This window comes from Psychrobacter halotolerans (assembly GCF_039680845.1).
Lineage (GTDB): Bacteria > Pseudomonadota > Gammaproteobacteria > Pseudomonadales > Moraxellaceae > Psychrobacter.
This window is the reverse complement of sequence record NZ_JBDKWD010000001.1, coordinates 23,793-50,754: the sequence shown is the minus strand read 5'-3', so window position 1 is coordinate 50,754 and position 26,962 is coordinate 23,793. Positions and strand designations below refer to the sequence as shown.

The following is a 26,962-nucleotide window of genomic DNA, read 5'->3' as shown; positions in this document are numbered from 1 at the left end:
CTACCTAACGAGATTAGAACCTATAAAGGTTGGACTAACATGATTAAAAATACTGATATCACTGCCAACGAGAGTCGCTTATGGGATTCTTTGATGGATATGGCGAAGATTGGTCCAGGTATTGCTGGTGGCAGCAATAGACAGGCACTAACAGATGAGGATAGTGAGGGTCGTACCCTTTTCAAGAATTGGTGTGAAGCTGAAAATATGGTGGTAAAAATTGATGAACTTGGCTCTATGTTTGCCTTTAGAGCGAGTACTGATCCAAATGCACTACCCATCATGATAGGTTCTCATCTCGATACGCAGCCTACGGGCGGTAAATATGATGGTATTTTGGGCGTTTTAGCTGGATTAGAAGTAGTGCGTTCACTTAATGAGCATAACATTAAAACTAAACATCCAATCGTCATCGCAAACTGGACAAATGAAGAAGGTTCACGCTTTGCACCGTCCATGATTGCATCAGGCGTCTATGCTGGAAAATATGATCTCGAATACGCATACCGTTGCAAAGATCCAGACGGCATTAGCATAAAAGATGAGTTAATACGCACAGGCTGGCTCGGCGATATGCCCGTAGGGGAGCCTAAAATACATGCTTATTATGAATATCATATTGAACAAGGCCCCATCTTAGAGGCAGAAGATAAGTTAATAGGGGTGGTAACGCATGGTCAAGGTCTGGCTGCTCTTGAAGTGACATTGACAGGTAAGGCTGCACATACTGGCTCGACACCCATGACAATGAGGTCAAACGCTTCTTTAGCAATGGCTAAAATAATTCATGTCACCCATGATTTGATCATGGACAATCAACCCAATACCGCAGTGTCAGTTGGTAAGATTGATGTTTCTCCAAACTCTCGTAATGTGCTTCCGAGCAAGGTGGTATTTACCATAGATATCAGGGCAGCTGCGCAAGATAAATTTGATGAGTTATATGATCAGATAAAAGCTAAGGTTTACCAAATATCATCGGAGCTTGATGTGGGCTGCTCAATTGAGGTAGTAGGGCACAAAAATCCTGTAGCCTTTGATGCTAAATTAGTAAACATCATCCGTGATGCAACCAGTAAGTTGGGTTACTCGAATATTGATATTTGCTCTGGTGCTGGACATGATGCCTTTTGGATAGCAGATGTAGCGCCTTCTGCAATGATTATGTGTCCTTGCGTGGACGGTATATCGCATAACGAAGATGAAGAGATTTCTTCTGAGTGGGCGGTCACAGGCACTAATGTGTTGTTACATGCGGTGTTAGAGACAGCGATCATAGAAAACTGATATGCACCATGGGCAGGGTATTCAATAGGTATTTCATGATCGTAAAGAGGTGCTTTATAAATCAGTTCATGTCAGACCTATTAATTCTTATCCAGTAGTTGAAGGTCATGAGCATGAAAGAGGGCAAGGCGCGGGCTATAGATATAACCTCAACTTTCCTATGCCATACGGCACTCATGAAGCAGGTTTTTTTTGATAATGACTAATCGTCGATGAATGCTTGAGTGTTACTTATATAAAAAATTTATTAGGATAATTGCTCGACTTAATAATATAACAAGGATGTTCAATATAAGAGCCTCCTTCCATTCTGAAAGTGGTCAGTTGTTTCGGTATACATATTGGAGTGATTGTTACTACAGGATATACAACAATCTATAGGGAATTTGATTATGTATAGTTCAAATGAAAGTTTGATTTTAGGTTCTTTGGTAGTGATATATTTCTTATTTTTATTTGGTGTATCGTTTTATATTAATAAGAAAAGTATTAAGACATATGACGATTATAACGTTGCAGGAAGATCTGTCTCGATCTTTCCTCTTATTTTAACGTTTGTAGGCACTGCGGTCGGTGGTGCGACGTTATTAGGTTTTATGCAGAATGGCTTTTTATATGGAATGGGACAACAATGGCTAAATTTTGCGATTTTCATATCAGGCGTACTGATGCTGGCATTCTTTTTAAAGAAGATTCGGGCAATTGGCGAAAAATACCAAATGGTGACGATTGCAGATTACACTGTATTAAGGTTTGGTGAAGGGGCTAGAATTCCTACAGTTGTCAGTGTTTTGGTTGCCAATAGCTCATTGACAGGAATGCAGTTTGCCGCCATTGCCACCATACTTAATTTGACAATGGGACTAAATATAACAACTGGTATTTTAATCAGTTGGGTCCTACTTACGTTAAAAACCTATTATGGTGGAATGAAGTCCGTGATTTGGCAAGATGCTTTTCATGGAACGATACAGACAGTTGGTGTGTTTATCCTGTTTGTAACCGTAATCTTGGCTTCTGGTGGCTTGCAAGAAGTGTCTAAACAAGCCGAACTTGCTAATCAGAGTGAGTTTTTAAGTATTCTCGGTATTTCGCCTTCTGAAGTGTTTGTTTACCTATTAACTATTGGGGCTTATCAATTCCTTAGACAGGACTTATGGCAAAGATTTTGGGCTGCCGGTAGCGCTAAAATAGCTAGAAACGGATATTGGATAGCTGTTGTCTTAGGTGCTGTGACCGCTTTTATGGTTATTGCTATCGGTGTTATGGCTCGCTTTGGGTTGAACCTAGGAGACATTGATTCTAGTCTCACTTATTACATAGTTATTGGAGACGTATTTAGTTTTCCAATGATTGTAGTAATGATTATTGCCCTGCTTGCAACTGTTATATCAACAGCCGACTCTTTCTGTATGGCTGGTGCCTCTTCAATTATAAACGATATCATTAAACCAAGGCTAAAGGAGAGCCCAGACCTTGATAGTCGCTTGTTAAAGTATAGTCGCCTTTCAGTTCTACTAGTTTCAATCTTTTCTTTACTACTAGCGCTATCTATCCCGAAATTGGTTGGTTTATGGGTGACAGGTGCCGCTATGTTAGTGTCAAGTTTGTTAGCTCCAGTGATTGCTGGTCTATTCTGGAAAAAAGCGACTCGATTGGGTGGCATAGTGGCCATGTGGGTTGGTTTAATCGTTGCAGTAACTTGGCAAATACTTGGACATCCATTTGGTTTGCATCCAATATTTATCGGTTTTCCAACCTCAATTTTATTGGTTATCGTTGTGTCATTAATGACCAGTGATAATAGTAGCAATATTTAGTAGCTGACAAACTATTTGCTCAAGTAACGTTCTTTACTCAAAAATGATGATTAGTAAATCTCTTGCATAAATTATTGTTAACCGTTGATACACCATGTTAGCTGAGGTCAATAAAACACTGCTTTTGCAAGAGGTTTAGTATTTAAAGTGGCTGTCCTATGATTATCCTAATAAAGGAGCTTGTGGGGTAATCAGATAGCTCATCATTTAGATAATAGCGTCATAGTCAACATTTTTAAAATAATTTGGAGCTAAAAGATGATTGATTTAAAACATGGTGGTCAAGCCATTGTAGATAGCCTTAAGCAACACGGAGTAAATCGAGCTTTTATAGTACCGGGTGAAAGTTATTTAGCAGTGCTTGATGGATTTTATAACTCTGATATTCAAACAATCGTATGTCGACATGAGGCGGCCTGTACCTATATGGCAGACGCTCATGGTAAATTTACGGGTCAACCGGGCATTGCTATGGTGACCCGCGGGCCGGGCGCGGCGCAAGCCTATACTGGCATTCATACTGCATGGCAAGATGGTGTGCCGCTTATATTGTTTGTTGGACTTATCCCTGTTTCTGATAGAAACCGAGAGTCGTTCCAAGAGTTTGATCCTGTACAGTGGTTCGGTAGTCAATGCAAACGAGTCTTCATTCTTGACGAAGTCTCTAGGGCATCAGAAATTGTTGCCAAAGCATTTCATGCTGCTTTAGAAGGGCGACCAGGACCTGTCGTTGTCGGACTGCCTGAAGACATCATCAAACAAGAATTCCATGGGCAATTGCATCCAGTGATTCCCATCGCTGAAGGTGCGGTAAGTGATGACAAGCTTGATATAATAGTAGATGCATTATCGACTGCCAAAAAGCCGCTGATTTTTGCAGGAGGGCAAAATTGGACGACAGAGACTTCTGCTCAGCTAACGAAGTTTGCCGAAGACAATGCTATTCCTGTTATTCATGATTGGCGTGCTTCAGACAGAGTGGCTTTTGACTCTCCTGCCCATGCAGGTTACCTAGGTTATGGGCGCTCGGATGACTGTGCCGCATTGATTGAAGATTCCGATATAGTGCTGACGATAGGTACTGTATTAGGGGACGTTGCTAGTGATGGGTATAAATTGCGCCAGTCCTTTGACAAGCCTAATTATATTGTTAATCTAGATACAAGCTTGCGCGGTCATAGTGGTTCAGTGACTGAACATATCGTCGCTAGTCCTATTAGCTTTATCAAAGCAATTAGCCAAGCATCGCTGGCAAGCTCAGCGTCTCGAAAAGCTTGGTTTAACTATTGTCATGAGCAGCAAAGAAAAGATTGTGCTTTTCCAGAAATGCTCGTAGCAACTGATAATGCTGAGCAAACAAATACTGATCAGACATATGCCAGCATGACTCAAGTTATTAAAGCGTTGACTGAAAAGTTACCTGACGATGCTGTCTATAGTTTTGGCGCTGGCAATCATTGCCTATGGGCGCAGCGTTATTTGCCTACGCATACTTTCCCAAGCCAGCTTAGTACCAGAAATGGGGCGATGGGTTATAGCTTGCCGTCAGGTCTTGTTGCTGCATTAGAATCGCCTGAGCGTTTATCTATAGTGGTTACTGGTGATGGTGAATTTATGATGAATGAGGCTGAGTTATCAACATCCACTCGTTATGATGCGCCTGTTCTAATTGTCTTAATGGACAATCAGCAATTTGGTACTATTCGCCAACATCAAGAAGCGCATTATCCTGATCGAGTGTCAGGTACACAGCTTCAAAATCCTGATTTTGCAGCACTGGCCAATGCTTTTGGGGCACACGGCATACGAGTCGCTAATAACGATGACATTGTAATAAGTGTGACCGATGCATTGAGAATAGTCACAAAAGAGCGCAAGACCGTATTGCTGCATGTGATTACAGATCCTGATGAATTAGTACCATAAACTGACACTATCATCTGTGGTTCTTAGCATAGATATATGAAGATTGAGCTTAATGAGGACATGCTAAGGCGTATCCTCATTTTTATCACTTGATTTAAAATAAGGGTACGCTCTAAGATATCTTATAAATAAATGCTTATACAGACCTAATATTCTTTACCATATTGTATGATGGGACAAAGACAATAATGAGATGCGCGCGAAAAATATATAGTCAGTGAAAATTAATATTGATACATCACGTACTGCCGATATCAATTTTTCTTACTTACTGTGCCTGCGCAGACAGAGGCTGCAAAAAATTGATATCAGCAGTACAGTAGTGTTTTTAGAGTATTTTGACTATAGTCTGAGCAGATATATCATATTTCTTTATTATCAACATACTTAGAATATAAGTGCTGAAATTACCATGGTACAGCGGAAATTAGCAGATAGTTTGAATTGGACACTACTTCATGTGTTAATTGTTATATGTGAAGAGGGAAGTATTAGTGCGGCAGCAGATCGTCTTAATATTACTCAATCAGCCGTCAGCCAAAATCTTAAAAAGCTTGAGGAGCAACTCGAGAGCCAACTTATTATTCGTAATACCAAGCCATTAGAGCTTACGCCGATTGGTCGATATTGCCTGCAAGTCGCTCAGATAATATTTACAGAGATTACTTCTATTGAAGCGATGAAAGGCACTAACTTACATCTCTTGGAAGGTAATATTAAACTGTTGGTTGCTAGTCGGCTGCACAATCCTAAATATAATGATTTTTTAGTTTATTTCAAAAAGAAGTATCCGAATATTACGTTGGATTTGACAGTCAAATCAAGCATGGATATTCTAAATGATTTAAAGCAAAAGAATCCTGCTATTGGTATTTGCTTAGCAAAGCATATACCCGATACACTCAATCAAAAGCTGATATTCAATCAACGTTATTATCTCTATTGTGGATATCATCACCCTTTATTTTCAATGAAGGATCTAAGTTTTAATGATCTAATAGAAGAAGATTTTATTGTATTTAATAGTGAAACTATTGGTGATGTTCTGTCGCCAATTACCGTATTTAAAGAAACTCATAATTTTAGTGGTAATGTTAGCGCTTATACCAATAATTTAGATGAGTTGGTTCGACTAATTTACACTGGATATGGTATTGGGGCTTTACCAGATCAGTTTATCGCCGCTACTCATCTAGAATCTAAGCTGAGACGCCTTCCCCCGAAAGGCGGAATTGCTGACGTGCCCGTATATGTTTTGTGGCACAAGCATCGTGCTTTATCCGCTATTGAAGCCAAGTTTATTGAAGAAATTCTAGCATTCGATATTTCTCTTTAATTATAAAGTTTACTCCCAAACAGTCGATGACTCACTCTCGCAACTTATTACCGCTTTTAAAATGCATTGATTATAAGTCCAGTTGCCATTGCTATTTTTAATCGAACGCAATTAGTAGTAAGATAGCAGCCCTCATTTTACACTTAAGTGGTGATCATGACTGACTCCCTTCATCGCCTATACTCGTTTCGTCGTTGTCCTTATGCCATGCGCGCGCGTCTTGGCCTGTTGTTTGCAGGCGTGTCTGTAGAGCTACGCGAAATTGTCTTAAAAAACAAACCTACCCAAATGCTAGCAATTAGCCCAAAAGGTACGGTGCCTGTTTTACAAATGCCGGATGGGCAACTAATAGATGGTACTGTCATAGAAGAAAGCCGCGAGATAATGGAGTGGGCACTTGAACAAAACGATCCGCAAGGGCTGTTGAATGCACAAGTTTTACCTGAGGCCCATGCTTTGATCGCGCAAAACGACGACGAGTTTAAGCACTGGTTAGATCGTTACAAATACGCTGATCGGCATCCTGAAATGACTCAAACCGAGTATCGACAGCACGGCGAAGTCTTTTTGCAGGTTTTAGAGAATTTACTGACCGAAAACCGTTACCTACTGGGGGATCGCGTGACCATTGCTGATATTGGCATCATGCCGTTTGTGCGTCAATTTGCCCATGTGGATCGTGATGTATTTTATAATCTTCCTTATCCAAAGCTACAGCAGTGGCTAAAGCACTGGCTTGACCATCCCATGTTTTTGCAGGCCATGACCAAGTTTCAGCCTTGGCAAGAGGGAGATGATATGGTCATTTTTCCTTCTGACCAATAAGCAATTTTTGATAAACGTAATACCCGTATTTATTAAATCCTACCAACTATAAAAAAGTACTCAAGCAAGACCATTGATATAAGGCACATGACTATGGAACAAAGACAAAACCCAGCAGAACAAAGAAAAAGTGCGGTAGAACTCAGACCCGTATTTATGCCTAGAGTCAATAGTGACAATCTGGTAAAAACCGACATGGTAAGGGTTGAGCGGCATGTGGGGTTTGCGAGTAGACAAAAGAAAAAATCCATCAATGATCTGCATCAAGTCATTCGTAAGAAATATGGCTTCAATAATGTCTTGGAGATGTCCAGTAAATCAGGCAATAAGCTGAGTTTTTTGCTCAGTCCACTGAGCTTAAAGCTTACAAATGATGATGGTAGTCAGTATAGTGTCGAGAATGCCTTTCAAAGTAGTATGATTTTTGAGGATGGTGGCCCTTATACTGATTTGCTAAGTGCGCCGCCAAGACAAGCCAAAAAAGACGGGCGATTAAGAACTTCAGGTGAACTCATTGGCTACAATTATTTTGGTATGGAATGGAGCGTCGAGCCGTTAACCACATTTTATGATTGGTTATATGTAAATGCTCTAAAGCAAAACCCTGAGCTGCACGAGGAGGTCATGCAATATCAAGCCTTTACTGATCTTGAGTTCAATCCCAAAAAATCTATCCATTGTGCCGCTTACGCGCTGGCCATGTTTGTCGCGCTCAACAAACGAGCGTTGCTCGATGAAGTCGAAGATCCGATAGCGTTTTTTGATTTGTGTAGTGAGTTTAAAGTGAGTAATACCGAGAAGCTGTTAGAAGCGGGTTGGCTCTGATAGCCAGATTAGTGCTCAAGATGCTTTAGTCAGCGCATCCATTGTCACAGCGGTTATCTTTACACCAAAGCTTGATATATTGGGCAGAGTCGCGTTGTGATGAGCGCGAATCTGCTCAGCGCTGGCGTGAGGTTTATCGTGAGTGGTGTGCGCATCAGATACCAGCTCAATAGAATAACCCAACCCTGCTGCCCGTCTCACAGTGGTGTCTATACAAAACTCAGTCGCATAACCACAGACAATTAAATGCTCAATGTGGTTTTTCTTTAATAGTGCTTCTAAATCGGTATGTAAAAAAGAATCTGGCGTCGTTTTTCGTACCAACTGATCGCCATCTGCTACATTCAAATGAGTCTGTAATTGCCAACCGGTTGTCTCAAACGCAATTTCCGAATGTATTTGCTCATGCTGCACATAAATTACCAATGCTTTGTTAGCGCGCGCCCACGCTGTCACCTGATTTATTCGCTCAACCACAAGATCTGCTTCAAAAGGGCGCGGCATAGGATTAAACAAAATGTTTTGAACATCAATGACAAGAACAGCCGCTTTCATAAAAATCCTTTAAGTCTATTGGTTAAGTTCGATAAAGATAAATTTAGCATAGTATTCGAAAACTTTCTAATATTGAAAAAATCTAGCGACCTTTACCATGTCAGGGTAGTCTTCTAAGTCTAATACGTTGAATTAAAGTTTGAAAATGCTTGATGTGATAAAAAGTAATGTCTTTTATTTAGCCTTGAGGATAAAAGGCTAAGAACGAAGGATTATGAGTCCTCTGTTCTTCATAAGTCACCTATACGATGATCTAATATGAACATTTGAGTTTGAGCATGACTTCTGAAAATTCTATTTAAAGAATTTTCCTTGTACCGCTAAAATTGGCATGCAACTTTTTAACGCGGCTCATAAGTCACATATACGGTGATGAAGCGTTAATAGATGAATGTCCGATTCATCTGTCTTTTCTAAGTCACCTATACGGTGATGAAGCATTGTTTTTTACGGTTATATTCATTAGTAAATTTCTAAGTCACCTATACGGTGATGAAGCAAGCGTTTTTTGTTAGTGTTGTTCATTGTTTTTTCTAAGTCACCTATACGGTGATGAAGAGGAAAAATAAATTTATAAACCCAACTGCCACTAAGTGTAGAAGGCAACATAGCTTATTTTACCCTCTTTTTTCGGGTACCCGTAACTATCTGATAATGAAAGATATTTTTGTACGGTATAAAAAAGGGTTTTTTGTCCAATTTTTATGTTTTATACAATACCTAGTAGTTTACAAATTACGCTTCTCTAAATTCGCCAAAAAATCTGCAAACCCTTCATTCGCTCGCGCATCCAGACGACTACTGGTAATCACACGAACTTTATTGCTCCAAGTGATAGCATAACCATGATCTTCAAATTTTTTGACCAAATCCACATCCTCATGACAAGGCAAGGGGGCAAAGCCGCCAACAGCCGTATAAGCCTCACCACTAAAGCTTAGATTGGCTCCATGAATATGCCGATGTCCCATCATATCTTGGTAGTGTGCAATATAGTCTGCCTGCGTTTTTAGGGTTAAATGCGCCCAGTTATCAACGTCTACCACGCCGCAAATCATGTCGGTCGGCTGCTGCGTTATATGAGTGACTTGCTGCATCAACCAATCTGCCGTCATAACAGAGTCTGCATCGGTACAAGCAATCCAAGTCGCACCTTGGGCAATTGCATGACGAATGCCCATGTCGCGCACTTGTCCCACGCATTGATAGTCGCAGCATATATAATCAACATCTGCTGCTTCAACTATTGCCAACGTATCATCGGTACAGCCATCAAGCACCACAAGCGGATAGGCAGTAATGGAGTTGGGCAATTGCTCAATGGCTGTCTGCACTGACGCTAGACAACTGGCAATCGTCATCGCCTCATTGTGCGCAGGAATTACGATAGCAATTTTCATATCAACTCCAAGCCTTTTATTCTTTTTTTAAAGTCACACTAAGTTCTCTTGCTCGGCGATTGAATCCGACGTGTTTTGCCAAACATCCAATAAAAAATCGGTGTCTACCAGCTTGCTTTGATGGGTCAATGCTGCCTGCTGATGTGTTTCTTTATCTTCATTGGTGGCGTCATTAAATGCTTGTTGTAAGCGTCGATGCACGGTTTCGCCTGTCATCTCAAAACCATCAATAGGATAGCGCCAGTGACAACATATCAGCGTGCCGCCACTGGTAAGGTTTTGTTTAATCCAAGCAATCACCACATCAATATCAGTTGGCGATAAATAATATAAAATCTCACTGATGACGATCAAATCAAAGGGCGTTTTATTGATGAGCGAGATATCTGACTGTGAATCATTTAATAATGAGCCATCTGCTTGCGGACGCTCTGATAAAGGGCAAGTACTTAAAGAATAATCACTTAAAGGACAATCACTTAACAAGGTGTCTTGTAAAGCGAACAGGGTAGCGGGAATAACGCCTTGTATCACGCTCACATGCGAAGATTCTGCCAAGCGGCGTTTGGCAAGTTTCACGGCCTGACTATTGCCATCTATACTGACCAACGCCTGACAACGGCGAGCCAATAATTCACTAAAAACACCGTTGCCGCAGCCCAGTTCAATGGCATTGCCATATTGCGCTTGTGGCAGTACCGCGAGACACATATCGCGTTTGCGTTTTTCGTACCAGCGGGTTTGATACTCCCACGGATCAGTATTGTCACTGTATAGGGCATCGAAGTAGGATTCTGAATAAGTATCAGAGTGAGACTCAGTATTGGCATTATCCGCTGTTATGGATTTAGAAAGAGGATTCATATAAATAAACTTCCCAGAGCTGGCTAATTCTAGCGATGGTTTGAGCCGACAAAATAGGCGGATTGCCCGTACTTTCATCAACGGTAATTTGGCTTGCAAAACAAGCAATGGCCTGTGCTTTGCGCGCTAATTGCTCAGCGGTCAAATCTAACCTGACGGCGGAGTGCCAAGGAATACGGGTATCAGCTGGTTTGGCCCAATGCCACGCCCATATCAACACTTGGTAACAGGCTAAGTTATGCTGTTTGGCAAAGGCGGCGACCACTTGTCCTGTTGCTTCATGATCAGGATGCCCGTCGCGCGTAAAGGGCGTTACCAAGACATCGTCAGGCTTAATAATAGTGGCCAGTTTTTCATTGAACTGATCTTGCTCGGCGAACACATCGCCATCAGTCAATGCCAGAGACACAATCGTTACCTGATCCGTGATACCCAAGGCGTCTAATGCCGCAAGGCTTTCTTGCGGACGAATCACATCAAGCGTGTGCGGTGGATAAATCTTTGAATCTGGATGGCTTTGTGTGCCATTGGTCACGTGGACGAGTAGAATAGAATTGCCATTATCGGCAAGTTGTTGCAGCATACCGCCGCAGCCCAATATTTCATCGTCAGGGTGGGGCGCAAAGATACATACCCGCTGATGCGGTGCAAAACGCTTTGCGATATTTAATCGAGGTAACGCTTGTAGTCCTTGCCAGTTTTGCCACGCATACTTACTAGTCCCATTACCTTCAATCACTCGATCACCGACGATTGGATGATGGTGTTCTGGTTTGACAGTGTGATGCTTTAACGCTTTCGTATCGGTTGGGGCAACGTTGTCAGCGCGTGCAGGATTGTTTGCTAACTCGAGTACTGCTAAATTAGAGCTTACAGTTGCCATATGTTTTCCTGAAGAGTGATGGATTCGTTGGCTAATATGCTTGATAGCTCGCCAATCTTTTGTAAGTCAAACGCGCCATGGCTTTGACGTATGAATACGGGCAGATCTGCTGACAGTTTTGCAAAGTGGGCATTGCGGCAAAATGGAGCCGCGCCCAAAGCCTGCCCAACGGTTTCCAATACTTCGCGTGCCAGCTGCTCAACGTTTGCTCTTAATTGGCGAATAATAAGCTCATGACTGCTGTTTGCTTGGGTGTCTATCAAGTCGGAAACATGATAAAAGTACTGCTGCGTGACAGACAGGGCAGTACTGATTTGTCCCAAATACATGGCTTTATAGTCGTTTGGTTTTTGCTGATAACCTTTTATCAAATACGTGGCCAAGCTTGCCGTCGCTCCATACCAGCAGGCGGCCACACCTGCCGCACCATGCCAAAATCCTACGCGGTCTAGATACACATTTGCTGCGCCGACATTGCAGGCTATCACCTCATCAAACTCTACGGTTGCCGTGTCAGTGCCTTGCATTCCTACCGCTTGCCATTCGCTGTTATCAATCTCAATCCCATCTTGCGCCATATCTACCACAACCAGCTGCGATTGACCGCTCCCATCTCGATAAGTCATGAGCGCATGGTCAACGATATGAGCGCCCGAACACCACGCTTTTGTGCCGCTTATTTTGCCCTGCTGATATTGTATAGGCTGCGGATGACCTTCTGCTGCCCAAACTGCCCATAAACCTTGTGTGCTCTTATCATAACCGACTTCATGCAAAATACTTAGCGCGTCTAAGTGTGACTCAAACCATTTTGCAATGGTTAAATCGATACTGGATACATACGCCAAAACTTGCCATCGAATCAAGGTGTTTGCGTTTTTCTTATCTTCTTTTTCATGTCCATCATCACTATTGCCAGTACCGCTGGCAGGATGGGGGATTTGCTCACTATAAGTGACTAAGAGATTTAATATATCATGTCGCAATTTGTCTGTTATAACAAATGCGTTCGTGCTTTGCTGATCCGCGATGATAAGGTTCTCTATAGCCGTTTGAATATTTTTTAATAAAGCGCTTTTTGTATCTAGCCCTGACATAAGCGTTCCTAAGATTGTGGTGAGTTAGCATTATTATGGTGAATCAGATAGTGAGACAGTTGTTGAAGAATGATTATGAATATAATGACGTTTACTATCATACAAATCATCTAAAAAATCTTGCTGCCAAACGTGCAAATTGTCCTGTTGCAATCCATGTAACAAGGTTTGATAACGGCGCTTGCGCTCAGATAACGGCATCTCCAACGCCATTTTTAAACCCTGTATGACGCTATCAGGCTGAAGAGGGTCAATGATGACCGCTGCTTGCATTTGCTCAGCAGCCCCGGCATAGCATGACAACACCAACACACCTGGATCATCGGGATTTTGAGCGGCGATATATTCTTTGGCCACAAGGTTCATGCCATCTTTTAGGGAATTCACCCAGCCGATATCACTTTGCCAAAATGCGGTCATCAACGCTTGATGATTTAAGACTTCTTCGCTATAGGTAATGGCATCCCAGTGATTTATAGAGAGGTTAACGTTGCTGCTATTGTCTTGAATATCCTTGCCTTTAATATTATTACCTTGAATATCCTTGCCTTTAATATTATTACCTTGAATACCCTTGCCTTTAATATTATTACCTTGAATATCCTTCCCCTTAATAATACGGCCTCCAACCTCTGCTGTCTCAAACTTATGAGTAGAGAATTGCTGATTAAAGCCATTTACGGCTTGCGTGACATTATTATAAAGTCGTTGGTAAATAGGTAGATCTAAGCGGCTAGGGCACGCAATTTGTAAGAGTTGCAGTTGGTTTTGATAGATTGGATACTGCTGTAAAAAAGAGCGATACGCTGAAAACCGCTCTAATAACCCTTTAGAATAATCGATTCTATCGACGGCAATGATTTGTTGGGTGGCAGGTTTTATAACGTCTTTTTTCTGCCTGTTTTCTATAGATTTTGGCGATAAACCAATGACCTGATCCTGTATTCTTGCGACGTTCACACCGATTGGATAAGCATTAATTGTCAATTGATGCTCGGTACATAAGTCTAAGTTAAGCATTAATTTTGTGCGTACTGATTTGGACGTGTGAAAAAAACCACGCTCTGTACGCGACGCCTGTATTTGTGACGCTCTTGCATAAGTATCGAGAAGGCGGTCTTGTAAATAATGCTGGACGACAGCAAGGCAGTGAGTTTTGCCGCGCTGAGTTTGCGTGCCAATCACATCATAATGGGCAAAATGCTCAATCAGTATTGCGGCTTTATCAAGCGATTGCCAATAAGGCAGTGAGGCAAAAGGAATGTGCAAAAAGAAGCCGATACGGTTTTTGATTCCCAACTGTCTGCAATGATAAGCCACGCTTAAAAAGTGATAATCATGCACCCAAATAACATCATCAGGTTGAAGAACTTTTTCTAATTGTCGCGCAAACAGGCGATTAACCTCTTGATAGCCAGTGTAATCCTCTGGCGCTTGGCTCATCAAATCGGGCTGTTCATGCAATAGCGGCCACAGTACATTGTTGGCAAATCCGCAATAAAAATGCTGATACTGCTTGGCGGTGAGAGCCGTCGTTATATAGGTAATGGTGGTACTAGCCCCATGCTTACCAGCGCCCGCCAAGGGGAGCTGTTCGCTACTATCAAATGTATTGGCAGCGCAAGTGCGGCAGTCATCATCGATCACATTGCCATTCCAGCCCATCCAAATGACCGAACTTCCCATTAAGACATCTTCTAATGCGACCGCAAGCCCACCTGCCATCGGTCCGCTATCTGGCAGCTTAACTCGATTGGATAAAACCACTAAGCGACTCATACGATAAACCCCGCTACTTTTTTTGATGACAAAGGATCCGCTTTTGATAACAAACCATCGGTGTCTGCTGATTTGTCAAAACGTATATCGCGTTGTTGGCAAAAGCTTAAAAAGCTTTGCAGTAGAACCGTTACTTCATAAATATCGTTGACATAATACTGGGCGCAGGTAGGCTCAGTGCCCACTTTAATCCCCATGCCCGTCGCTGGCGAAAAGGCATTGTCTACTGCGTTATTATGTCCTTGTATGGCTATAAATCCTGCCTCATCAGTGACATCATCACCGATAAAAATGGCACAAGAGGCCTCACTGGTTTGCATTTTTTTTAATAAGGTTAAAATGGCCGCGCCTTTGTTTGTCCCCTTTGGCACAATCTCAAACACATACTTGCCGATCTTGATGGTCCAATCAGCGTAATGGTCCAAAATGGTTGATACAATGCGATTGGCCACATCTGCTAAATCAGGGTTTTGCCGATAGTGTAAGGCGACAGAATAGGGTTTGGCTTCTATAATAAAGTCACTATAAGGGGTGCAAGAGTAGATCAGGGCTTGCCGAATGGCAGACAGCTCCGTGGTATCAATAGCGATACTGTCCTTATCTGTCCCATTATCCAGAGCGATTTCTAGTCCATGAGTCGCTGCAATCGGCAGAGTTAGGGGAGACAGCATTTGCTTTGCTTCTGTCAGGCTGCGTCCTGTAATGGCAGCAATAGGAACGCCATGATTTTGTATTTTTTGTAAAAGAGTCAATGTTGCATCTGGAATAAAACTCTCTTTTGGATTAACGGTAAAATCTGCAAGCGTGCCATCTATATCTAAGAACAAATAATAATCTTGCCGATCTGATAAGTAATCGGCAAAATTATTTGGCTGTATATAGGTAGAGGATACAGTTAAGCGGGTCTTCCTTGTTGAGGTCACGTTGATTCCTTTTTAATAAAACAACCTTATGGTTATTATTATTATTACGGTTATTTAATCTAAATTTAAAATTATGAATATAATAAATATACTGAAAGATAATCCATTATTAAGTATTTATTTAAAGACATATAAATAATTAATTCTTATAGTAAGTTTGACACAGACGCAATCAATCTTTGATAAGAAGAATGTTTTATTTGGCGTAATTTCTGTAACTTAACAAACATCTATTTATTAGAGACGTCTATATCAAATACCGTTTTATTCATAGGATTAAAAAATTCGTTTGTCATCTGTTGAGCCAAACCACTCATGTATTTATCTGGTATGTCTATAACAATGTATCCAAAAGCGTCTGAATAAGCGACAATACGCCCATAGATATTTATCAAGCTAACCCAAATAAAAAGGCCGTTGCAAATGAGCGATAATAACCCGTATAACTTTTTACCTTTAGAGCCTACTGGCAGAAACGAGACTGACACGGCCAATACTTATGCGCCTGAGGACATGGTTAAAATTTATGAGCAGCAGTTTCTCATTCAAGTGCCAGAGGAAAAGCTGACAGCGTTTTTACCAGCGCTAAAAGCGTTTTATGACATTGATAACCACACTTTAGATGTCAGTGCTGTAATCTTTGATGCGATAGCGGACGCTAGCATCATTTACAATCATAAAATCAAAGTAGGCGATTATGAGATATTGGGTGAATTGATAGAAGAGTCGATTGAATATGACGAAGACAATAACAATGAAGTAGGCTATAAAAATGGAGAAGATAATAAAAACGAAGAAAGCGTGGAAGCGGCAGATTTGCAAGCCTATACACTCGAATGTCAGCGTACTTTTTTTATTAATGAGGTAGCGATCCCTTATCATTTTAATTTATTCATTTATGGTGATGGTTATTCTACGTTGACCAAAAAAGACACCGTCCTAGAAAAAATGTATTGGTTCGTGAGAGCAAGGTTTGAAGAAAATCTATTAGAAGATTCTGATGCGCATGACAGTTTAGATTCGATTAATGCGCAGCTGGCACGTCTAGGTATTCGAGAAATGGATTTGACGACCATAGATGAAATCATAACCTATGTAGAAAACAACATCATAGATGATGCAATGGTAGAAGCGCTCAATCAATTACTAGATGATACCGAGTAGGGTAAATGCTGAAACGGCAGTGAGTCATACTCATAATCTAGTTAGGTCAATCTAGCTAGGTCAACTTCTACTGGTATAAATTTTCCTCACGGGCTGTTTGGGGGCGTGACAGATGCTGCGAAAAATTCATCCCAGTAGAGCCGTACTCTTAAAATGGATCGACTATCGATTAACATCGTTATTGCGAACCACCCAAAATGACTTTAAAAGCGTTGTAAGCTTTCTAACAACGAAGTCTTAAACACCTCTCCGTGAGATTGCTCAAAAAACTGATAGCGGCAGCTTTCTTTAAAATGAGCGCAAACTTCCTCAGCAAACGCCTGTTTGCTCAAAGGCATTTTTGCCGTGTTCGCCTGTGTGTCTAGAGTGTTCGCCGCTTGTTTGGATGACTGACTAAAAGTAAGGCGTAATTGCTTGGTTTTTGCGAGGTCAGTCAGTCTGGATTTTGGCAGGGCTTGATACGCTTGCCAATACTTCGTCATCTCTCCCTCTTGCCACCACAAAGACGGGTCAGCGCTAAAGTACTGCTGATAAGTATCTGGATGCGCAAACAAATTATACAGAACAAACAGACCGCCATATGAGTGCCCCCAAAGCGCTTCTTGTGTCGGTTTTGTGCCTAACTGTTGATACACCCACGGTTTTATCTCCTGTTCAATCATGGCATAAAACTGCTCGGCACCGCCATTTAACCTTTCTCGACCATCCTCTTTAAACGCCGCTTTGTCACCTGTTTTCGCCGATAGTAACGGAGGCGTGTAATCGTACGCTCTAGCGTCAACGTCAAAGCGATAGGGCGTTTGATAGCCGATAAACACTAAGATGGGTGCATCTTTTGACGCAGACTCTGAAAGCGCGCGTAGCAAATCTGTATTCAAATCATCAATGGCGGCATTGCCATCGAGCATATAGAGCACTTTGCTCGACGTTTTAGACGTCTGAAAAGGGTAAGTACCCGCTGGCTGTTTGGGAATAGCCAACCATACTTGATAGTGCCGTGGTTTGGCATAAGTTTGTAGCGTATTCGTCTGTCCGTCATTTTTATTTGAGGAATAGGTTTTCGGTGCAGAGGCGCTAAAGGACTGGTGTATAAAGTGGTAACCGCTGTCTGCGGCATGCAATACGCTCATGTCGACAGGCGTTGTTAGATTGGGCTTGGCTTGGCTGGTTGACATCATTACTCCGGTTATGACGAGAGCGAATAGCGGACGGTTTTTTTGGTGGTTTAACATTGTTAGCCTTTTTTTATTTGAGCGTTTCCAAGCGTTTTAAAGCACTTTAATAAAGCGTTTTAACAATAGAGAAGTGACTTGTACCACAAGGTAAAAGTAGAGAATCAGTCAATTCATTCGTCTTATTTCCTCGTTAATAGGGATTGACAACGAGTTACAATATGGTAATAATAATGTACATGATAATCATTATCAATAGCATTGCTTTTTAATTCTCTACTTTTTTACTTTTTCTAAACCATCCCTTTATGAGATTATACTATGTCATGTACCACTTCAGCATTCTTGCGCAAAGGCCCGTTCTCTAATACGCTTCTTTCTTCTATTGTTATTCTCTCTCTTGGCGTTGTGGGTTGCCAAAGCACACCTGTCTCTTCGGCTCCTTCGGTGAGCACGGGAATTATGCAGACGCAAAGCAGCTATGCCGATAGCCGCTACTTGACGATTGATGGTCAAGATTATCCAGTCTCTGAAAGCTCTGCTCGCGTCATTGTGAATAACGCGCAAGATTCGCAAGAATTGGTGGCGGATATTTTTGATGGCAAAGGCAAAGTCGCCGTGCCGGGTTATAAAGTGATGCTAATGAATCGAACCAACTCTGTGGCGGCAGAAGGTAGAAAGCTGGACAATGGCAAAGTGATAGACAATCGTATGATTCACCGTGGTAGCAAGTCACTTATCGGTATTCCTGTAGTCAATGGGCAAGCAAAGCTTGATCAGGCACAGTTATTAGACTTCGATATCATTTATGATGATTTGTCTAAAGGTTTGGCAGAAGGGGACATGGTCAAGCCACGCGGCACCAAGCTCACCAAATCAGATACCGCTGTGACTGATAAAAAAGTGGTTTTACGCTCATTGACGTTACCTAACATCGTAAGTGGCGAGAGTGCAGGTGGCGGAGTTGATTTTGAAGCCAGTGCGCTGGTAGATGGCAAAATCGTCAAGACGGGCGCTAACAGTGCTTTTAGTATTTTTTATACTGCCACTGCTGACAAAGCCAGAGGGTTCTAGTAGCTAGGCTAATAAGTTTTGACAGACTTTGGCTTCTATTAACTTTGGCTTCTACTAAGAAGTCAGAGTCTGTTTTAAACGCTAGGTTTTTCTACGTGCTCTGTTTTTTTCTGCTTTTTCTTCTACGTTATTATTTATACGTCACTACTATGATTTGAGAGATATTTGATACATGTCTATTTTTAACACCACTATGAGTCCTCGTGCACCTGCTACCGACACCAACTTATTACGTAAAAAAACGAAGCAAGGCGCTAACTTTCAGCTGACACCGCTATGCTGCTCGGTATTGTCACTACTTTTTATGTCAGTATCAGCGACGGCGGCAGAAACAGACGACAACACAGAAGCGTTACCCAATACCACATTGGACACCATTGTGGTGACCGCGAACCCCTTATATACCATTGATCCTAGCGAAGACAATGATTTATACAATGCCAATGTCGCAACCGTTGGTACCAAAATACCCGACTATATAGAAAATATTCCACAGTCTATTAGCGTGATCACACAATCGAAAATCGATGACTTAAACGTGGAGACCCTTGACCAAGTCGCAAAGCGGACGACAGGATTGCGAGTATTGCAAAACGATGATGGTCGCTCTTCCATTTATTCTCGTGGCTATGAGTATGACCAATACAGTATTGACGGATTGGCATCACCGATGGCAAGTATCAATGGGTCTTTGCCCAATTTGGCGGCATTTGATCGAGTAGAGGTCATGCGCGGGCCTTCGGGTTTATTCAATTCGGCCTCCGAGATGGGCGGCGTTGTAAATCTGGTGAGAAAGCGTGGCAAAGTTGATGGCGCACAGACCTTAGAAGCCAATGTCAGTCATCCCGACGGTTATGGCGTCAGCGCTGATCTGCAAGGTGGTTTGAATGCTGATGACAGTTTGGTGGGTCGAACGGTTGTAGAATACAATCAGAGTGCCAATCCGGTGGTGGATGATATTGGCGGCAAGGACAATGAGAACAGTACCATCTATCTTAGTGTCGATAAACAGCTTAACGATACCACCAAGTTTGGTTTGGGTTACTTGATGCAAGATCGGCAGATCACCCCAAATAATGGCTTACCAACCTTTGCGGATAATTCCTTAATCTCATTGCCTTACGATAAATTCTTTGGCGCCAAATGGAATGATTTTGACAGTCAAAGTCATGATGTGTTTGCAGACTTTCAGCACCAACTTGAAAGCCAAGGCGTGATCAGTGGCGGCGTGCGCTATACTGATAGAGACGCTGATTATAATTATGCCTTTGCTGGTAGTGCGCTTGAAAACAATAGAACCAGTGTGGCGGCAATTGCAGCAGACATCGATGAGTCGTCTCTTAGTGCCGACATCAATTTAAGCCAACCTTTTAAGTTTGGGGATCAGCAAAGTGAGTATGTGATTGGCGCGGATTATAAACGCTTCAAGACCAATAATGAGAGTGCGCGTACGCGAGCACTGGCGACAGGATTGACCGCCGAACAAATCAATGATTTGGCCGAAGTGGATATTTTGGAGCAAGCTCGACTTGGTCAACAAGGGTTTGCGCTCACACATACTGAAAATACACTCAAAGAAACTGGTTTATACGGCAAGGTCAATTACAAACCTATTGATAAATTGAGCCTAATCGCTGGTGGTCGTCTGAGCCATTATGATGTAGAAAGCGATGATAAGATTGCCAACGCGCAGACTAGCACTGACAGTAGTAGCAAAGCGACGGGGTATGGGGCAGTCGTTTACGAAGTCACGCCCAATATCAATGCTTATGGTAGCTATACGCAAGTATTCACACCGCAGTATGTTGCCAATCAAGCGGGTCAGTTGCTAAAACCGCGTGAAGGCGACCAAATAGAAATCGGCCTAAAAGGGCATTGGCAAGATACCTTATCAGCACGATTGAGTGGCTATCGTCTAACGGACGAAAATGCCGCGGCAACGACTGAAGATCGCGATCAAGTTGCGCTTGGCGAGCGTCAAATGCAAGGGGTAGAGTTGGAGGTGAATGGGGAGATTGCACCGAATCTACAAGTATCTGGCGGTTATAGCTATCTTGACAGTGATATTAAACAGGCGTCAACCGACAGAGATGATGGCATTTTCTTGCTGATGCCAAAACACTCTGCTAATCTTTGGGTGAGTTATGAAGCGGACAGCTTGCTCCCCCGTCCATTGACCGTAGGACTGGGCGTCAATATCGTGGGTGAATTCTCATCCTCTCAAGGCGTGAAGGCCGATGCTTACAATACGTGGGATGCGATGATCAGCTATCCGTTTAGCGAGCAACTCACCGGACAATTGAACGTTTATAACTTGTTAAACAAAGATCACTACGTGCGTGTCGGTTCACCCAATACGTTTAACATACCGGGCGATGAGCGTGAAGTAAAAGCATCGCTGTCTTATAAGTTCTAAAGATCGCCGTTGCAGGCTCGTTAATATTATAAGTCCGACAAATAAGGCGCATGGATCCATCAAGCGCCTTATCTTTTTTATAACACCAAATTTTTAATGAGGGGTGCATTATGTCCCAAGTCTTTGATAGTGTCAGTGCTGATCGCGTCGATATTGATACCTTCATGACAAACAAAGTTCCATTACCAGTGGCGACCAAAATCAAATTCATGAATCATGTGAATGAAGAACATCAAGATGAGCTGGCGATGTTTGTAGAGGCATTTGCCAATACCAAGGTTGGCGATGAGCTGATGGTTCAGATCGCAGAGGTTTATCGCGATGGGTTGTTATTACAAACCTGTGCTCAGCCTTTAGCGAGTCTATCGATAGACGACCTGACCAATCATCACGCTAAACATGAGGCGGTCAATCGCTATTTTATTGAATTTGACAATCTCATTGATGAGACAGTTACCATCAAGTCGCAATATATTCACCTATTGCAAGTGGCCTCAAAAAAGCTTGGTAAGCTTGCGATAAAACAGCAAGAGCGTTATTTCACGGTGGTCGATGGTTATTATGCCAGCCCAAATATGTTCCGACTAATTGTCACCGCCCCTGCTGACACCCCGCTCAATCAGGCAGGATATGCGTACTTGTTTGAAGTAAATGCCGATACGTCAAATACTCATCAACCAGTCAGGCCGCAAGAGAAATTACAGCGTTATTATACATTGAGAAAAGCATGGCAGGATGCAGATAGCCAAACGGTGTACGGTTGGATTGATACGTACATTCATGGAGATACGCCTGGTGGCAATTGGGCGCGGGCATCGCAAACGGGCGCGCAAATTAAGAGCGTACGCGATTACCCGGAAAAAGTCGCTCACCTAACCGACGGTCAATGTTTGCTTATCTGTGACGAGACCTCGATACCGACCGTGGCCAATTTTCTAGAAGAGTGGCACAATCCGATAGCGCCAATCGTCATTGCTGTCACAAATGATGCCGCAGATCTCGATTATCTAAACAACCTTGAGCTGAGTGAGCAATTAACAAATACGAGCAATTTTAAACAAGAGAATATAACGCATATTGTAAACACCACAGATCTTGATCTGACCGACACCATTCTATCAACCATAGATACGTGCTTGAATGACAATGCTATCAGCATAGACAAGGTTTGGGGCGCACTTGAGGCGTCTGATGCTAAAACACTGAGACGTCAGCTAAAGTCTAAGTTCAGCTTGCCTCGGCAAGACATGGTGATGAAGGTTTATTGGCGCTCATTTTAAAGAGTAGGTATAAACTTAACGTTTCTAGGGTTAATTTTTAAAGGTTGTGTGTAACTCGTCAATAAAAAAAGGGCATAACGTCATTGTTGTGTCCTTTTTTGTGCTTATAACGAGGTTAGTTCATTTAAGTATTTATCGCGTAATCGATAATCATAAAATTGAACGTTTTGGCATCTTAATAAAGGAGTATAGTTACTATAAAACTTAAAAAGAGACTATCAAATGCGCGCCGACCCTATCATGTGTTTATACGAAAAATACGAGCGAAAAGCCCAATTTGAAGAATTGAATGTACAGCGAGTTGCGGATGAGAATATCATTAAATACATTTATAAAGGCTCACGTCCCGCATTTATCAGTTACTTCGAACCTGTTAGCTTATCAATAAATAAGCTTATAGAAAGTGAAGTCGCCTACTTTACCAATATCAATCAACCTTTTGAATGGAAGGTTTATGGCACAGACCTGCCAACAGATATTGGCAAAAGACTGCTAGCGACAGGCTTTGTAGAAGAAGAAACCCCAAGCTTATTGGTTTGTGATATTGGCAATTATCAGATTGATCTAACAACACCTGATGAAGTGGAGTGCAAAAAAGCAATCTCGAAACAAATGTTCCGAGAATATCTTGAAATCCAAAGCACTGAATTTCCGTTAGATATTGATGAGGAAGTCAATCAGCATTGGACAAAATATGAGAACGACAAAAATTGCACGATATACGTGGTTTACCGACAGGGTAAACCCGTCGCATCCGCTCGTATCAACTTTACGCCGGATAGCATATTTGCTGGAATATGGGCAGGGACAACACTCAAAGAGTATACGGGTAAAGGATACTATCAAATTCTACTAAACTATCGTATTGATGAAGCCAAGCAAAGAGGTCGGCAATACATAGCTATTGATGCTTTGCCTACCAGCCGTCCAATTGTTGAAAAGCATGGGTTCAAATTTATCACCAGCATCACAACTTATATTTATAGACCTTGATTTCATGAATGAAAAAAGCCTCACTCCTTAAATAAGAAGTGAGGCTTTTTGTTGTGATCTATATTTGGAGCTGGAAAAGCACCTAGCTTACCAAGTTTAACTTTACAGCTTGTTCGGGGTAGCTCACTATGTCTAGTGCCTATCTAGAAACTAATAAACGACCTAAAAACTAATAAACAACCTAAAAACTAATAACTGACTGATTTTACTGGTTTGTAAAAAGGTTAAAGAGTCCTCTTTACTTAGGTAGGTTTTAAGGTACGTTTTTATTTCATAGAATTTAAATTCCATCAAGCGTTGTTCGAACGAGTAAAATCAGTACGTTCGATCGAATCCTCGTTTATCAGCAATAAGGAAACCGCCATGATTCGTGCTGCTGCCCGACACTCCGGCACCACACTGCACCCGTTGCATGCGTTTTTTTTGGCCGGAATGGTACCTCTGTTTATCGGCGTCTTACTCAACGATTATGCCTATTGGTCCAGCTACGAGCCACAATGGAAGAACTTCGCTTCTTGGATGCTTATAGGTGCGCTGGTGTTCAATGGTCTGGCTTGGCTGGGCTCAATTTTATCTCTGGTTCGCGCTGATAGGCGCATGGGTAAACCAATTGTCTATTTTCTGTTGCTACTGGCGACCTTTGTTCTAGGTATCTTTAACTCGTTCATCCATGCAAAGGACGTTTGGGCCAGCATGCCGACTGGACTTATTTTATCCGTTATCACGGTCATTCTAGCCTGCATCGCAACTTGGATGGGCCTTGCCAGCTGGCGTATTGGAGGTGAAAGATGAAACCACTCAATATCTTATCGATAACTTTGGTCGCTGTTCTTTTAAGCGCTTGTGGCGAAAACAATATAGACGATGCAGAACAGTTAGGTGCCAACCCAACCTTGCCTGAAGCGCAACGCGGCTTGATACCGACTTTGAAAATCGCTGAGCCGGCAGGTTGGGGTGATAATCGGCCCGTAGTACCCTCAGGCTATAAAATCGAAGCCATTGCCACTGATCTTCTGATCCCGCGGCAGACGTTGGTCTTGCCCAATGGCGATATTCTGGTGGCTGAAGGCAAGGGTGGTAATGCACCCAAGCTACGCCCTAAGGACATCATAGCCGGTTATTTCAAAGGTAAAGGTACGACTTCTGTCAAGAGCGGTAACCGTCTGACTTTGCTGCGTGATAAGGATGGTGACGGTACTTACGAGACACGCACGGTATTCGCTGAGAATCTGAATGCACCTTACGGTCTTGCGCTAATCGGTAACCAATTATACGTCGCCAATCAGGATGCGGTGGTGCAGTTCGATTATCAGCCCGGCCAGACGACTGCTAGTGGCGCGCCACGCAAGCTTACCGACCTGCCTAGCATGGTCAATCATCACTGGACTAAATCGATGACGGCCAGTCCGGATGGAAACTTCCTGTACGTGGGTATCGGGTCCAACAGTAACATTACTGAAAACGGATTGGATGTAGAGGCAGACCGTGCTATGGTCTGGGAGATCGATGCCAAGACCGGTGCTCACAGGCCATACGCAACCGGCCTACGTAATCCAACAGCGTTGGCTATTCTGCCCGGCACTGACCAGTTATGGGCAGTCATCAACGAACGTGATGAGCTTGGTCCACGGCTGGTACCCGATTACTTGACCTCGGTTCAAGAAGGTAAGTTTTATGGTTGGCCCTACAGCTACTGGGGACAAAATGTCGATCCGCGGGTTAAGCCGCAGCGACCCGATATGGTAGCCGCTGCGATTGCTCCAGACTACAGCCTTGGTTCGCACAAAGCCCCCTTAGGCGTAGCGTTCTCAACAGCAACCATGGGCAGCAATTTCACAGAAGGGGCATTCATTGGTGAGCATGGAAGTTGGAACCGCTCAGACCCAGCGGGTTACGACGTCGTGTTCGTTCCATTCAGCAACGGTAAGCCAGCTGGAGATCCGGTTGATTTTGTCACTGGATTTCAGGGCGAAAATGGCAAGACTTTTGGTCGACCAGTGGGTGTAACGGTTGATCCAAAAGGGGCATTGATCGTCGCTGATGACCTTTCCAATACCATCTGGCGAGTCACCCCAACTCAATAAGCGGCGTGTAGAAAATCTCCTGCGCGGGTTGCTTTATCCGCGTAGGAAAACCAAATAAAGCCCAAAAATCAGACAAAAAAAAGCCTCATTTCTTATATAAGAAATGAGGCTTTTAGTGCTTTTGCAAGCCATATTTGGAGCGGGAAAAGAGATTTGAACTCTCGGTCATACAACTAAACTTGTTAAACTAAGTATATTCTCATAAGTGAGAAAATCAGAATTGATGACTGCTTTATACCTTTATCAAAATTACATTAGCATTTATCAATCAGATAGATAAAAATATCAATTTTAGTTTATTATTATTCATAACGGATATATTACACGCCATTTGTACAAGGACAGATGATGAATTTTGTGGCTATCGATGTAGAAACTGCCAACTCAGACGTTGGTTCTATTTGTCAAATAGGTATGGCGAAGTACATAAAAGGTAAGCTGATAGATACCTACTGTAGTTTTATAAGACCACAGTCTAGCTTTAGTCGAATAAATATAGATATTCATGGTATTGATAATAACCGAGTAAAAGATGCACCTTCCATATTTGATATCTATGGCAATATTATTCAATTTATCGGCAATAATGTTGTGGTCAGTTATACCGATTTTGATCAAAGAGCAATAACGAAGTGCTTATTAGATCATGATTTGCCACTACCGTCTTGGCAATGGGTAGATGCATCTGTCATGGTGCGCGATACCTGCCAGCGGTTTAGTACATCAGGATATAATCTTGCCAATGTATGTAAAGAATGGCGGTACGCGTTTGATCATCATGATGCACTAGAAGACGCCAAAGCGTGTGGGTTTGTGACGACAACCATTCTTAGAGAAAATAATGCTTCAATCACAAAATGGTTAAATGCTCAGCCACCTTATCCAAGAGCTAGCAATAGTCGGACGCCGCGCTTCACTCAAAACCGATCTATAGAAGGTAATGGGCAAGGTCGGTTTTTCGGATTAAACATTTGCTTTACAGGCGAGCTATCTATAAAACGCGCAGAAGTTGCTGATATCGCAGCAAGGCAAGGTTTTCATGTTAAAGCCGGTGTATCTAAAAACCTCAATTATTTAGTTGTAGGTACACCAGATTTAACATTATTAAATGGACATGATAAAAGTAGTAAACAACGTAAATCAGAGACGTTGATTGCAGAAGGTGTCGACATCAATATTCTTACAGAACATGATTTCCTTAAAATGCTTAAGCTTTAATCTTGCTGTACAGCTCTTTTATCTAATTCTCTTGGAATGGG

The 26,962-nt window shown here is 42.3% G+C and carries 22 protein-coding genes and 1 pseudogene; 15 read left to right on the top strand and 8 right to left on the bottom strand.

Features of this window, described 5'->3' with window-relative positions:
* Nucleotides 1–39: 39 nt before the first annotated feature.
* The 7 genes and pseudogenes from AAJP47_RS00200 (at nt 40) to AAJP47_RS00170 (ending at nt 8,019) form a co-directional block, all read left to right on the top strand.
* The gene (locus tag AAJP47_RS00200; protein WP_346715899.1) at nt 40–1,287 is read left to right on the top strand and encodes a Zn-dependent hydrolase; all 1,248 of its coding nucleotides are present in this window, start codon (nt 40–42) and stop codon (nt 1,285–1,287) included.
* Nucleotides 1,288–1,330: 43 nt separating this feature from the next.
* Nucleotides 1,331–1,483 (top strand): annotated as a pseudogene (locus AAJP47_RS00195) (histone deacetylase family protein); the annotation flags it as partial.
* 196 nt (nt 1,484–1,679) lie between these two features.
* Entirely contained in the window at nt 1,680–3,107 is a 1,428-nt protein-coding gene (locus AAJP47_RS00190) for a sodium:solute symporter family protein (RefSeq protein WP_346715898.1), read from the top strand.
* A 258-nt stretch (nt 3,108–3,365) separates the two neighbouring features.
* A complete protein-coding gene (locus tag AAJP47_RS00185) occupies nt 3,366–5,033 on the top strand; it encodes a thiamine pyrophosphate-binding protein (RefSeq protein ID WP_346715897.1) in 1,668 nt (555 codons plus the stop codon).
* 412 nt (nt 5,034–5,445) lie between these two features.
* A complete protein-coding gene (locus tag AAJP47_RS00180) occupies nt 5,446–6,369 on the top strand; it encodes a LysR family transcriptional regulator (RefSeq protein WP_346715896.1) in 924 nt (307 codons plus the stop codon).
* A gap of 156 nt (nt 6,370–6,525) precedes the next feature.
* Nucleotides 6,526–7,194: a glutathione S-transferase gene (locus AAJP47_RS00175; protein WP_346715895.1), complete on the top strand. Its 669-nt coding sequence runs from the start codon at nt 6,526–6,528 to the stop codon at nt 7,192–7,194.
* A 93-nt stretch (nt 7,195–7,287) separates the two neighbouring features.
* Nucleotides 7,288–8,019, top strand: coding sequence for a DarT1-associated NADAR antitoxin family protein (locus AAJP47_RS00170; protein WP_346715894.1), 732 nt, complete (start codon nt 7,288–7,290; stop codon nt 8,017–8,019).
* Between the two features lie 15 nt (nt 8,020–8,034).
* Here the strand turns inward: AAJP47_RS00170 and AAJP47_RS00165 are convergent, their stop codons facing one another.
* The 7 genes from AAJP47_RS00165 to otsB all read right to left on the bottom strand — a co-directional run bounded on the left by AAJP47_RS00165 (nt 8,035) and on the right by otsB (nt 15,520).
* Nucleotides 8,035–8,574 carry a cysteine hydrolase family protein gene (locus tag AAJP47_RS00165; protein ID WP_346715893.1) on the bottom strand — a complete coding sequence of 180 codons (540 nt, stop codon included), beginning with the start codon at nt 8,572–8,574 and terminating at the stop codon, nt 8,035–8,037.
* A 728-nt stretch (nt 8,575–9,302) separates the two neighbouring features.
* On the bottom strand, nt 9,303–9,974 hold the full coding sequence (locus tag AAJP47_RS00160; protein ID WP_346715892.1) for a glycosyltransferase family 2 protein: 672 nt from the start codon (nt 9,972–9,974) through the stop codon (nt 9,303–9,305).
* 33 nt (nt 9,975–10,007) lie between these two features.
* Entirely contained in the window at nt 10,008–10,838 is an 831-nt protein-coding gene (locus tag AAJP47_RS00155; RefSeq protein ID WP_346715891.1) for a class I SAM-dependent DNA methyltransferase, read from the bottom strand.
* Nucleotides 10,822–11,721 carry a PIG-L deacetylase family protein gene (locus AAJP47_RS00150; protein ID WP_346715890.1) on the bottom strand — a complete coding sequence of 300 codons (900 nt, stop codon included), beginning with the start codon at nt 11,719–11,721 and terminating at the stop codon, nt 10,822–10,824. Before AAJP47_RS00150 ends, AAJP47_RS00155 begins: the two co-directional genes overlap by 17 nt.
* Entirely contained in the window at nt 11,709–12,818 is a 1,110-nt protein-coding gene (locus AAJP47_RS00145) for an acyl-CoA dehydrogenase family protein (protein ID WP_346715889.1), read from the bottom strand. Before AAJP47_RS00145 ends, AAJP47_RS00150 begins: the two co-directional genes overlap by 13 nt.
* A 33-nt stretch (nt 12,819–12,851) precedes the next feature.
* Nucleotides 12,852–14,597 carry an alpha,alpha-trehalose-phosphate synthase (UDP-forming) gene (locus tag AAJP47_RS00140; protein WP_346715888.1) on the bottom strand — a complete coding sequence of 582 codons (1,746 nt, stop codon included), beginning with the start codon at nt 14,595–14,597 and terminating at the stop codon, nt 12,852–12,854.
* Complete coding sequence (gene otsB / locus AAJP47_RS00135; RefSeq protein ID WP_346715887.1) at nt 14,594–15,520, bottom strand: trehalose-phosphatase; 927 nt, start codon at nt 15,518–15,520, stop codon at nt 14,594–14,596. The genes AAJP47_RS00140 and otsB overlap by 4 nt, the downstream gene beginning before the upstream one ends.
* A 423-nt stretch (nt 15,521–15,943) precedes the next feature.
* Here otsB and AAJP47_RS00130 point away from each other — a divergent pair, with 423 nt between their 5' ends.
* Entirely contained in the window at nt 15,944–16,684 is a 741-nt protein-coding gene (locus AAJP47_RS00130) for a hypothetical protein (RefSeq protein ID WP_346715886.1), read from the top strand.
* Nucleotides 16,685–16,887: 203 nt separating this feature from the next.
* Here the strand turns inward: AAJP47_RS00130 and AAJP47_RS00125 are convergent, their stop codons facing one another.
* Nucleotides 16,888–17,916, bottom strand: a complete 1,029-nt coding sequence (locus AAJP47_RS00125; RefSeq protein ID WP_346715885.1) for an alpha/beta hydrolase — start codon at nt 17,914–17,916, stop codon at nt 16,888–16,890.
* 261 nt (nt 17,917–18,177) lie between these two features.
* On the opposite strand from AAJP47_RS00125, the gene AAJP47_RS00120 reads away from it, so the two are divergent.
* The 7 genes from AAJP47_RS00120 to AAJP47_RS00090 all read left to right on the top strand — a co-directional run bounded on the left by AAJP47_RS00120 (nt 18,178) and on the right by AAJP47_RS00090 (nt 26,921).
* The gene (locus AAJP47_RS00120) at nt 18,178–18,930 is read left to right on the top strand and encodes a nucleoside/nucleotide kinase family protein (RefSeq protein ID WP_346715884.1); all 753 of its coding nucleotides are present in this window, start codon (nt 18,178–18,180) and stop codon (nt 18,928–18,930) included.
* A gap of 172 nt (nt 18,931–19,102) precedes the next feature.
* Complete coding sequence (locus tag AAJP47_RS00115; protein ID WP_346715883.1) at nt 19,103–21,346, top strand: TonB-dependent siderophore receptor; 2,244 nt, start codon at nt 19,103–19,105, stop codon at nt 21,344–21,346.
* A gap of 110 nt (nt 21,347–21,456) precedes the next feature.
* Complete coding sequence (locus AAJP47_RS00110) at nt 21,457–22,626, top strand: siderophore-interacting protein (protein ID WP_346715882.1); 1,170 nt, start codon at nt 21,457–21,459, stop codon at nt 22,624–22,626.
* Nucleotides 22,627–22,848: 222 nt separating this feature from the next.
* Nucleotides 22,849–23,619 (top strand): GNAT family N-acetyltransferase, encoded by a 771-nt coding sequence (locus tag AAJP47_RS00105; RefSeq protein WP_346715881.1) that lies wholly within the window; start codon nt 22,849–22,851, stop codon nt 23,617–23,619.
* Between the two features lie 363 nt (nt 23,620–23,982).
* Entirely contained in the window at nt 23,983–24,411 is a 429-nt protein-coding gene (locus AAJP47_RS00100; RefSeq protein ID WP_346715880.1) for a DUF2231 domain-containing protein, read from the top strand.
* On the top strand, nt 24,408–25,703 hold the full coding sequence (locus AAJP47_RS00095; RefSeq protein ID WP_346715879.1) for a PQQ-dependent sugar dehydrogenase: 1,296 nt from the start codon (nt 24,408–24,410) through the stop codon (nt 25,701–25,703). Before AAJP47_RS00100 ends, AAJP47_RS00095 begins: the two co-directional genes overlap by 4 nt.
* 348 nt (nt 25,704–26,051) lie before the next feature.
* Complete coding sequence (locus AAJP47_RS00090) at nt 26,052–26,921, top strand: exonuclease domain-containing protein (RefSeq protein WP_346715878.1); 870 nt, start codon at nt 26,052–26,054, stop codon at nt 26,919–26,921.
* The last annotated feature ends 41 nt before the right edge of the window (nt 26,922–26,962 follow it).

Excerpts from the sequence above, each read along its gene's own strand:
- AAJP47_RS00200 (WP_346715899.1), top strand. The coding sequence starts at position 40 with ATGATTAAAAATACTGATATCACTGCCAACGAGAGTCGCTTATGGGAT.
- AAJP47_RS00190 (WP_346715898.1), top strand. The coding sequence starts at position 1,680 with ATGTATAGTTCAAATGAAAGTTTGATTTTAGGTTCTTTGGTAGTGATA.
- AAJP47_RS00185 (WP_346715897.1), top strand. The coding sequence starts at position 3,366 with ATGATTGATTTAAAACATGGTGGTCAAGCCATTGTAGATAGCCTTAAG.
- AAJP47_RS00180 (WP_346715896.1), top strand. The coding sequence starts at position 5,446 with ATGGTACAGCGGAAATTAGCAGATAGTTTGAATTGGACACTACTTCAT.
- AAJP47_RS00175 (WP_346715895.1), top strand. The coding sequence starts at position 6,526 with ATGACTGACTCCCTTCATCGCCTATACTCGTTTCGTCGTTGTCCTTAT.
- AAJP47_RS00170 (WP_346715894.1), top strand. The coding sequence starts at position 7,288 with ATGGAACAAAGACAAAACCCAGCAGAACAAAGAAAAAGTGCGGTAGAA.
- AAJP47_RS00165 (WP_346715893.1), bottom strand. The coding sequence starts at position 8,574 with ATGAAAGCGGCTGTTCTTGTCATTGATGTTCAAAACATTTTGTTTAAT.
- AAJP47_RS00160 (WP_346715892.1), bottom strand. The coding sequence starts at position 9,974 with ATGAAAATTGCTATCGTAATTCCTGCGCACAATGAGGCGATGACGATT.
- AAJP47_RS00155 (WP_346715891.1), bottom strand. The coding sequence starts at position 10,838 with ATGAATCCTCTTTCTAAATCCATAACAGCGGATAATGCCAATACTGAG.
- AAJP47_RS00150 (WP_346715890.1), bottom strand. The coding sequence starts at position 11,721 with ATGGCAACTGTAAGCTCTAATTTAGCAGTACTCGAGTTAGCAAACAAT.
- AAJP47_RS00145 (WP_346715889.1), bottom strand. The coding sequence starts at position 12,818 with ATGTCAGGGCTAGATACAAAAAGCGCTTTATTAAAAAATATTCAAACG.
- AAJP47_RS00140 (WP_346715888.1), bottom strand. The coding sequence starts at position 14,597 with ATGAGTCGCTTAGTGGTTTTATCCAATCGAGTTAAGCTGCCAGATAGC.
- AAJP47_RS00130 (WP_346715886.1), top strand. The coding sequence starts at position 15,944 with ATGAGCGATAATAACCCGTATAACTTTTTACCTTTAGAGCCTACTGGC.
- AAJP47_RS00125 (WP_346715885.1), bottom strand. The coding sequence starts at position 17,916 with ATGTTAAACCACCAAAAAAACCGTCCGCTATTCGCTCTCGTCATAACC.
- AAJP47_RS00120 (WP_346715884.1), top strand. The coding sequence starts at position 18,178 with ATGTCATGTACCACTTCAGCATTCTTGCGCAAAGGCCCGTTCTCTAAT.
- AAJP47_RS00115 (WP_346715883.1), top strand. The coding sequence starts at position 19,103 with ATGTCTATTTTTAACACCACTATGAGTCCTCGTGCACCTGCTACCGAC.
- AAJP47_RS00110 (WP_346715882.1), top strand. The coding sequence starts at position 21,457 with ATGTCCCAAGTCTTTGATAGTGTCAGTGCTGATCGCGTCGATATTGAT.
- AAJP47_RS00105 (WP_346715881.1), top strand. The coding sequence starts at position 22,849 with ATGCGCGCCGACCCTATCATGTGTTTATACGAAAAATACGAGCGAAAA.
- AAJP47_RS00100 (WP_346715880.1), top strand. The coding sequence starts at position 23,983 with ATGATTCGTGCTGCTGCCCGACACTCCGGCACCACACTGCACCCGTTG.
- AAJP47_RS00095 (WP_346715879.1), top strand. The coding sequence starts at position 24,408 with ATGAAACCACTCAATATCTTATCGATAACTTTGGTCGCTGTTCTTTTA.
- AAJP47_RS00090 (WP_346715878.1), top strand. The coding sequence starts at position 26,052 with ATGAATTTTGTGGCTATCGATGTAGAAACTGCCAACTCAGACGTTGGT.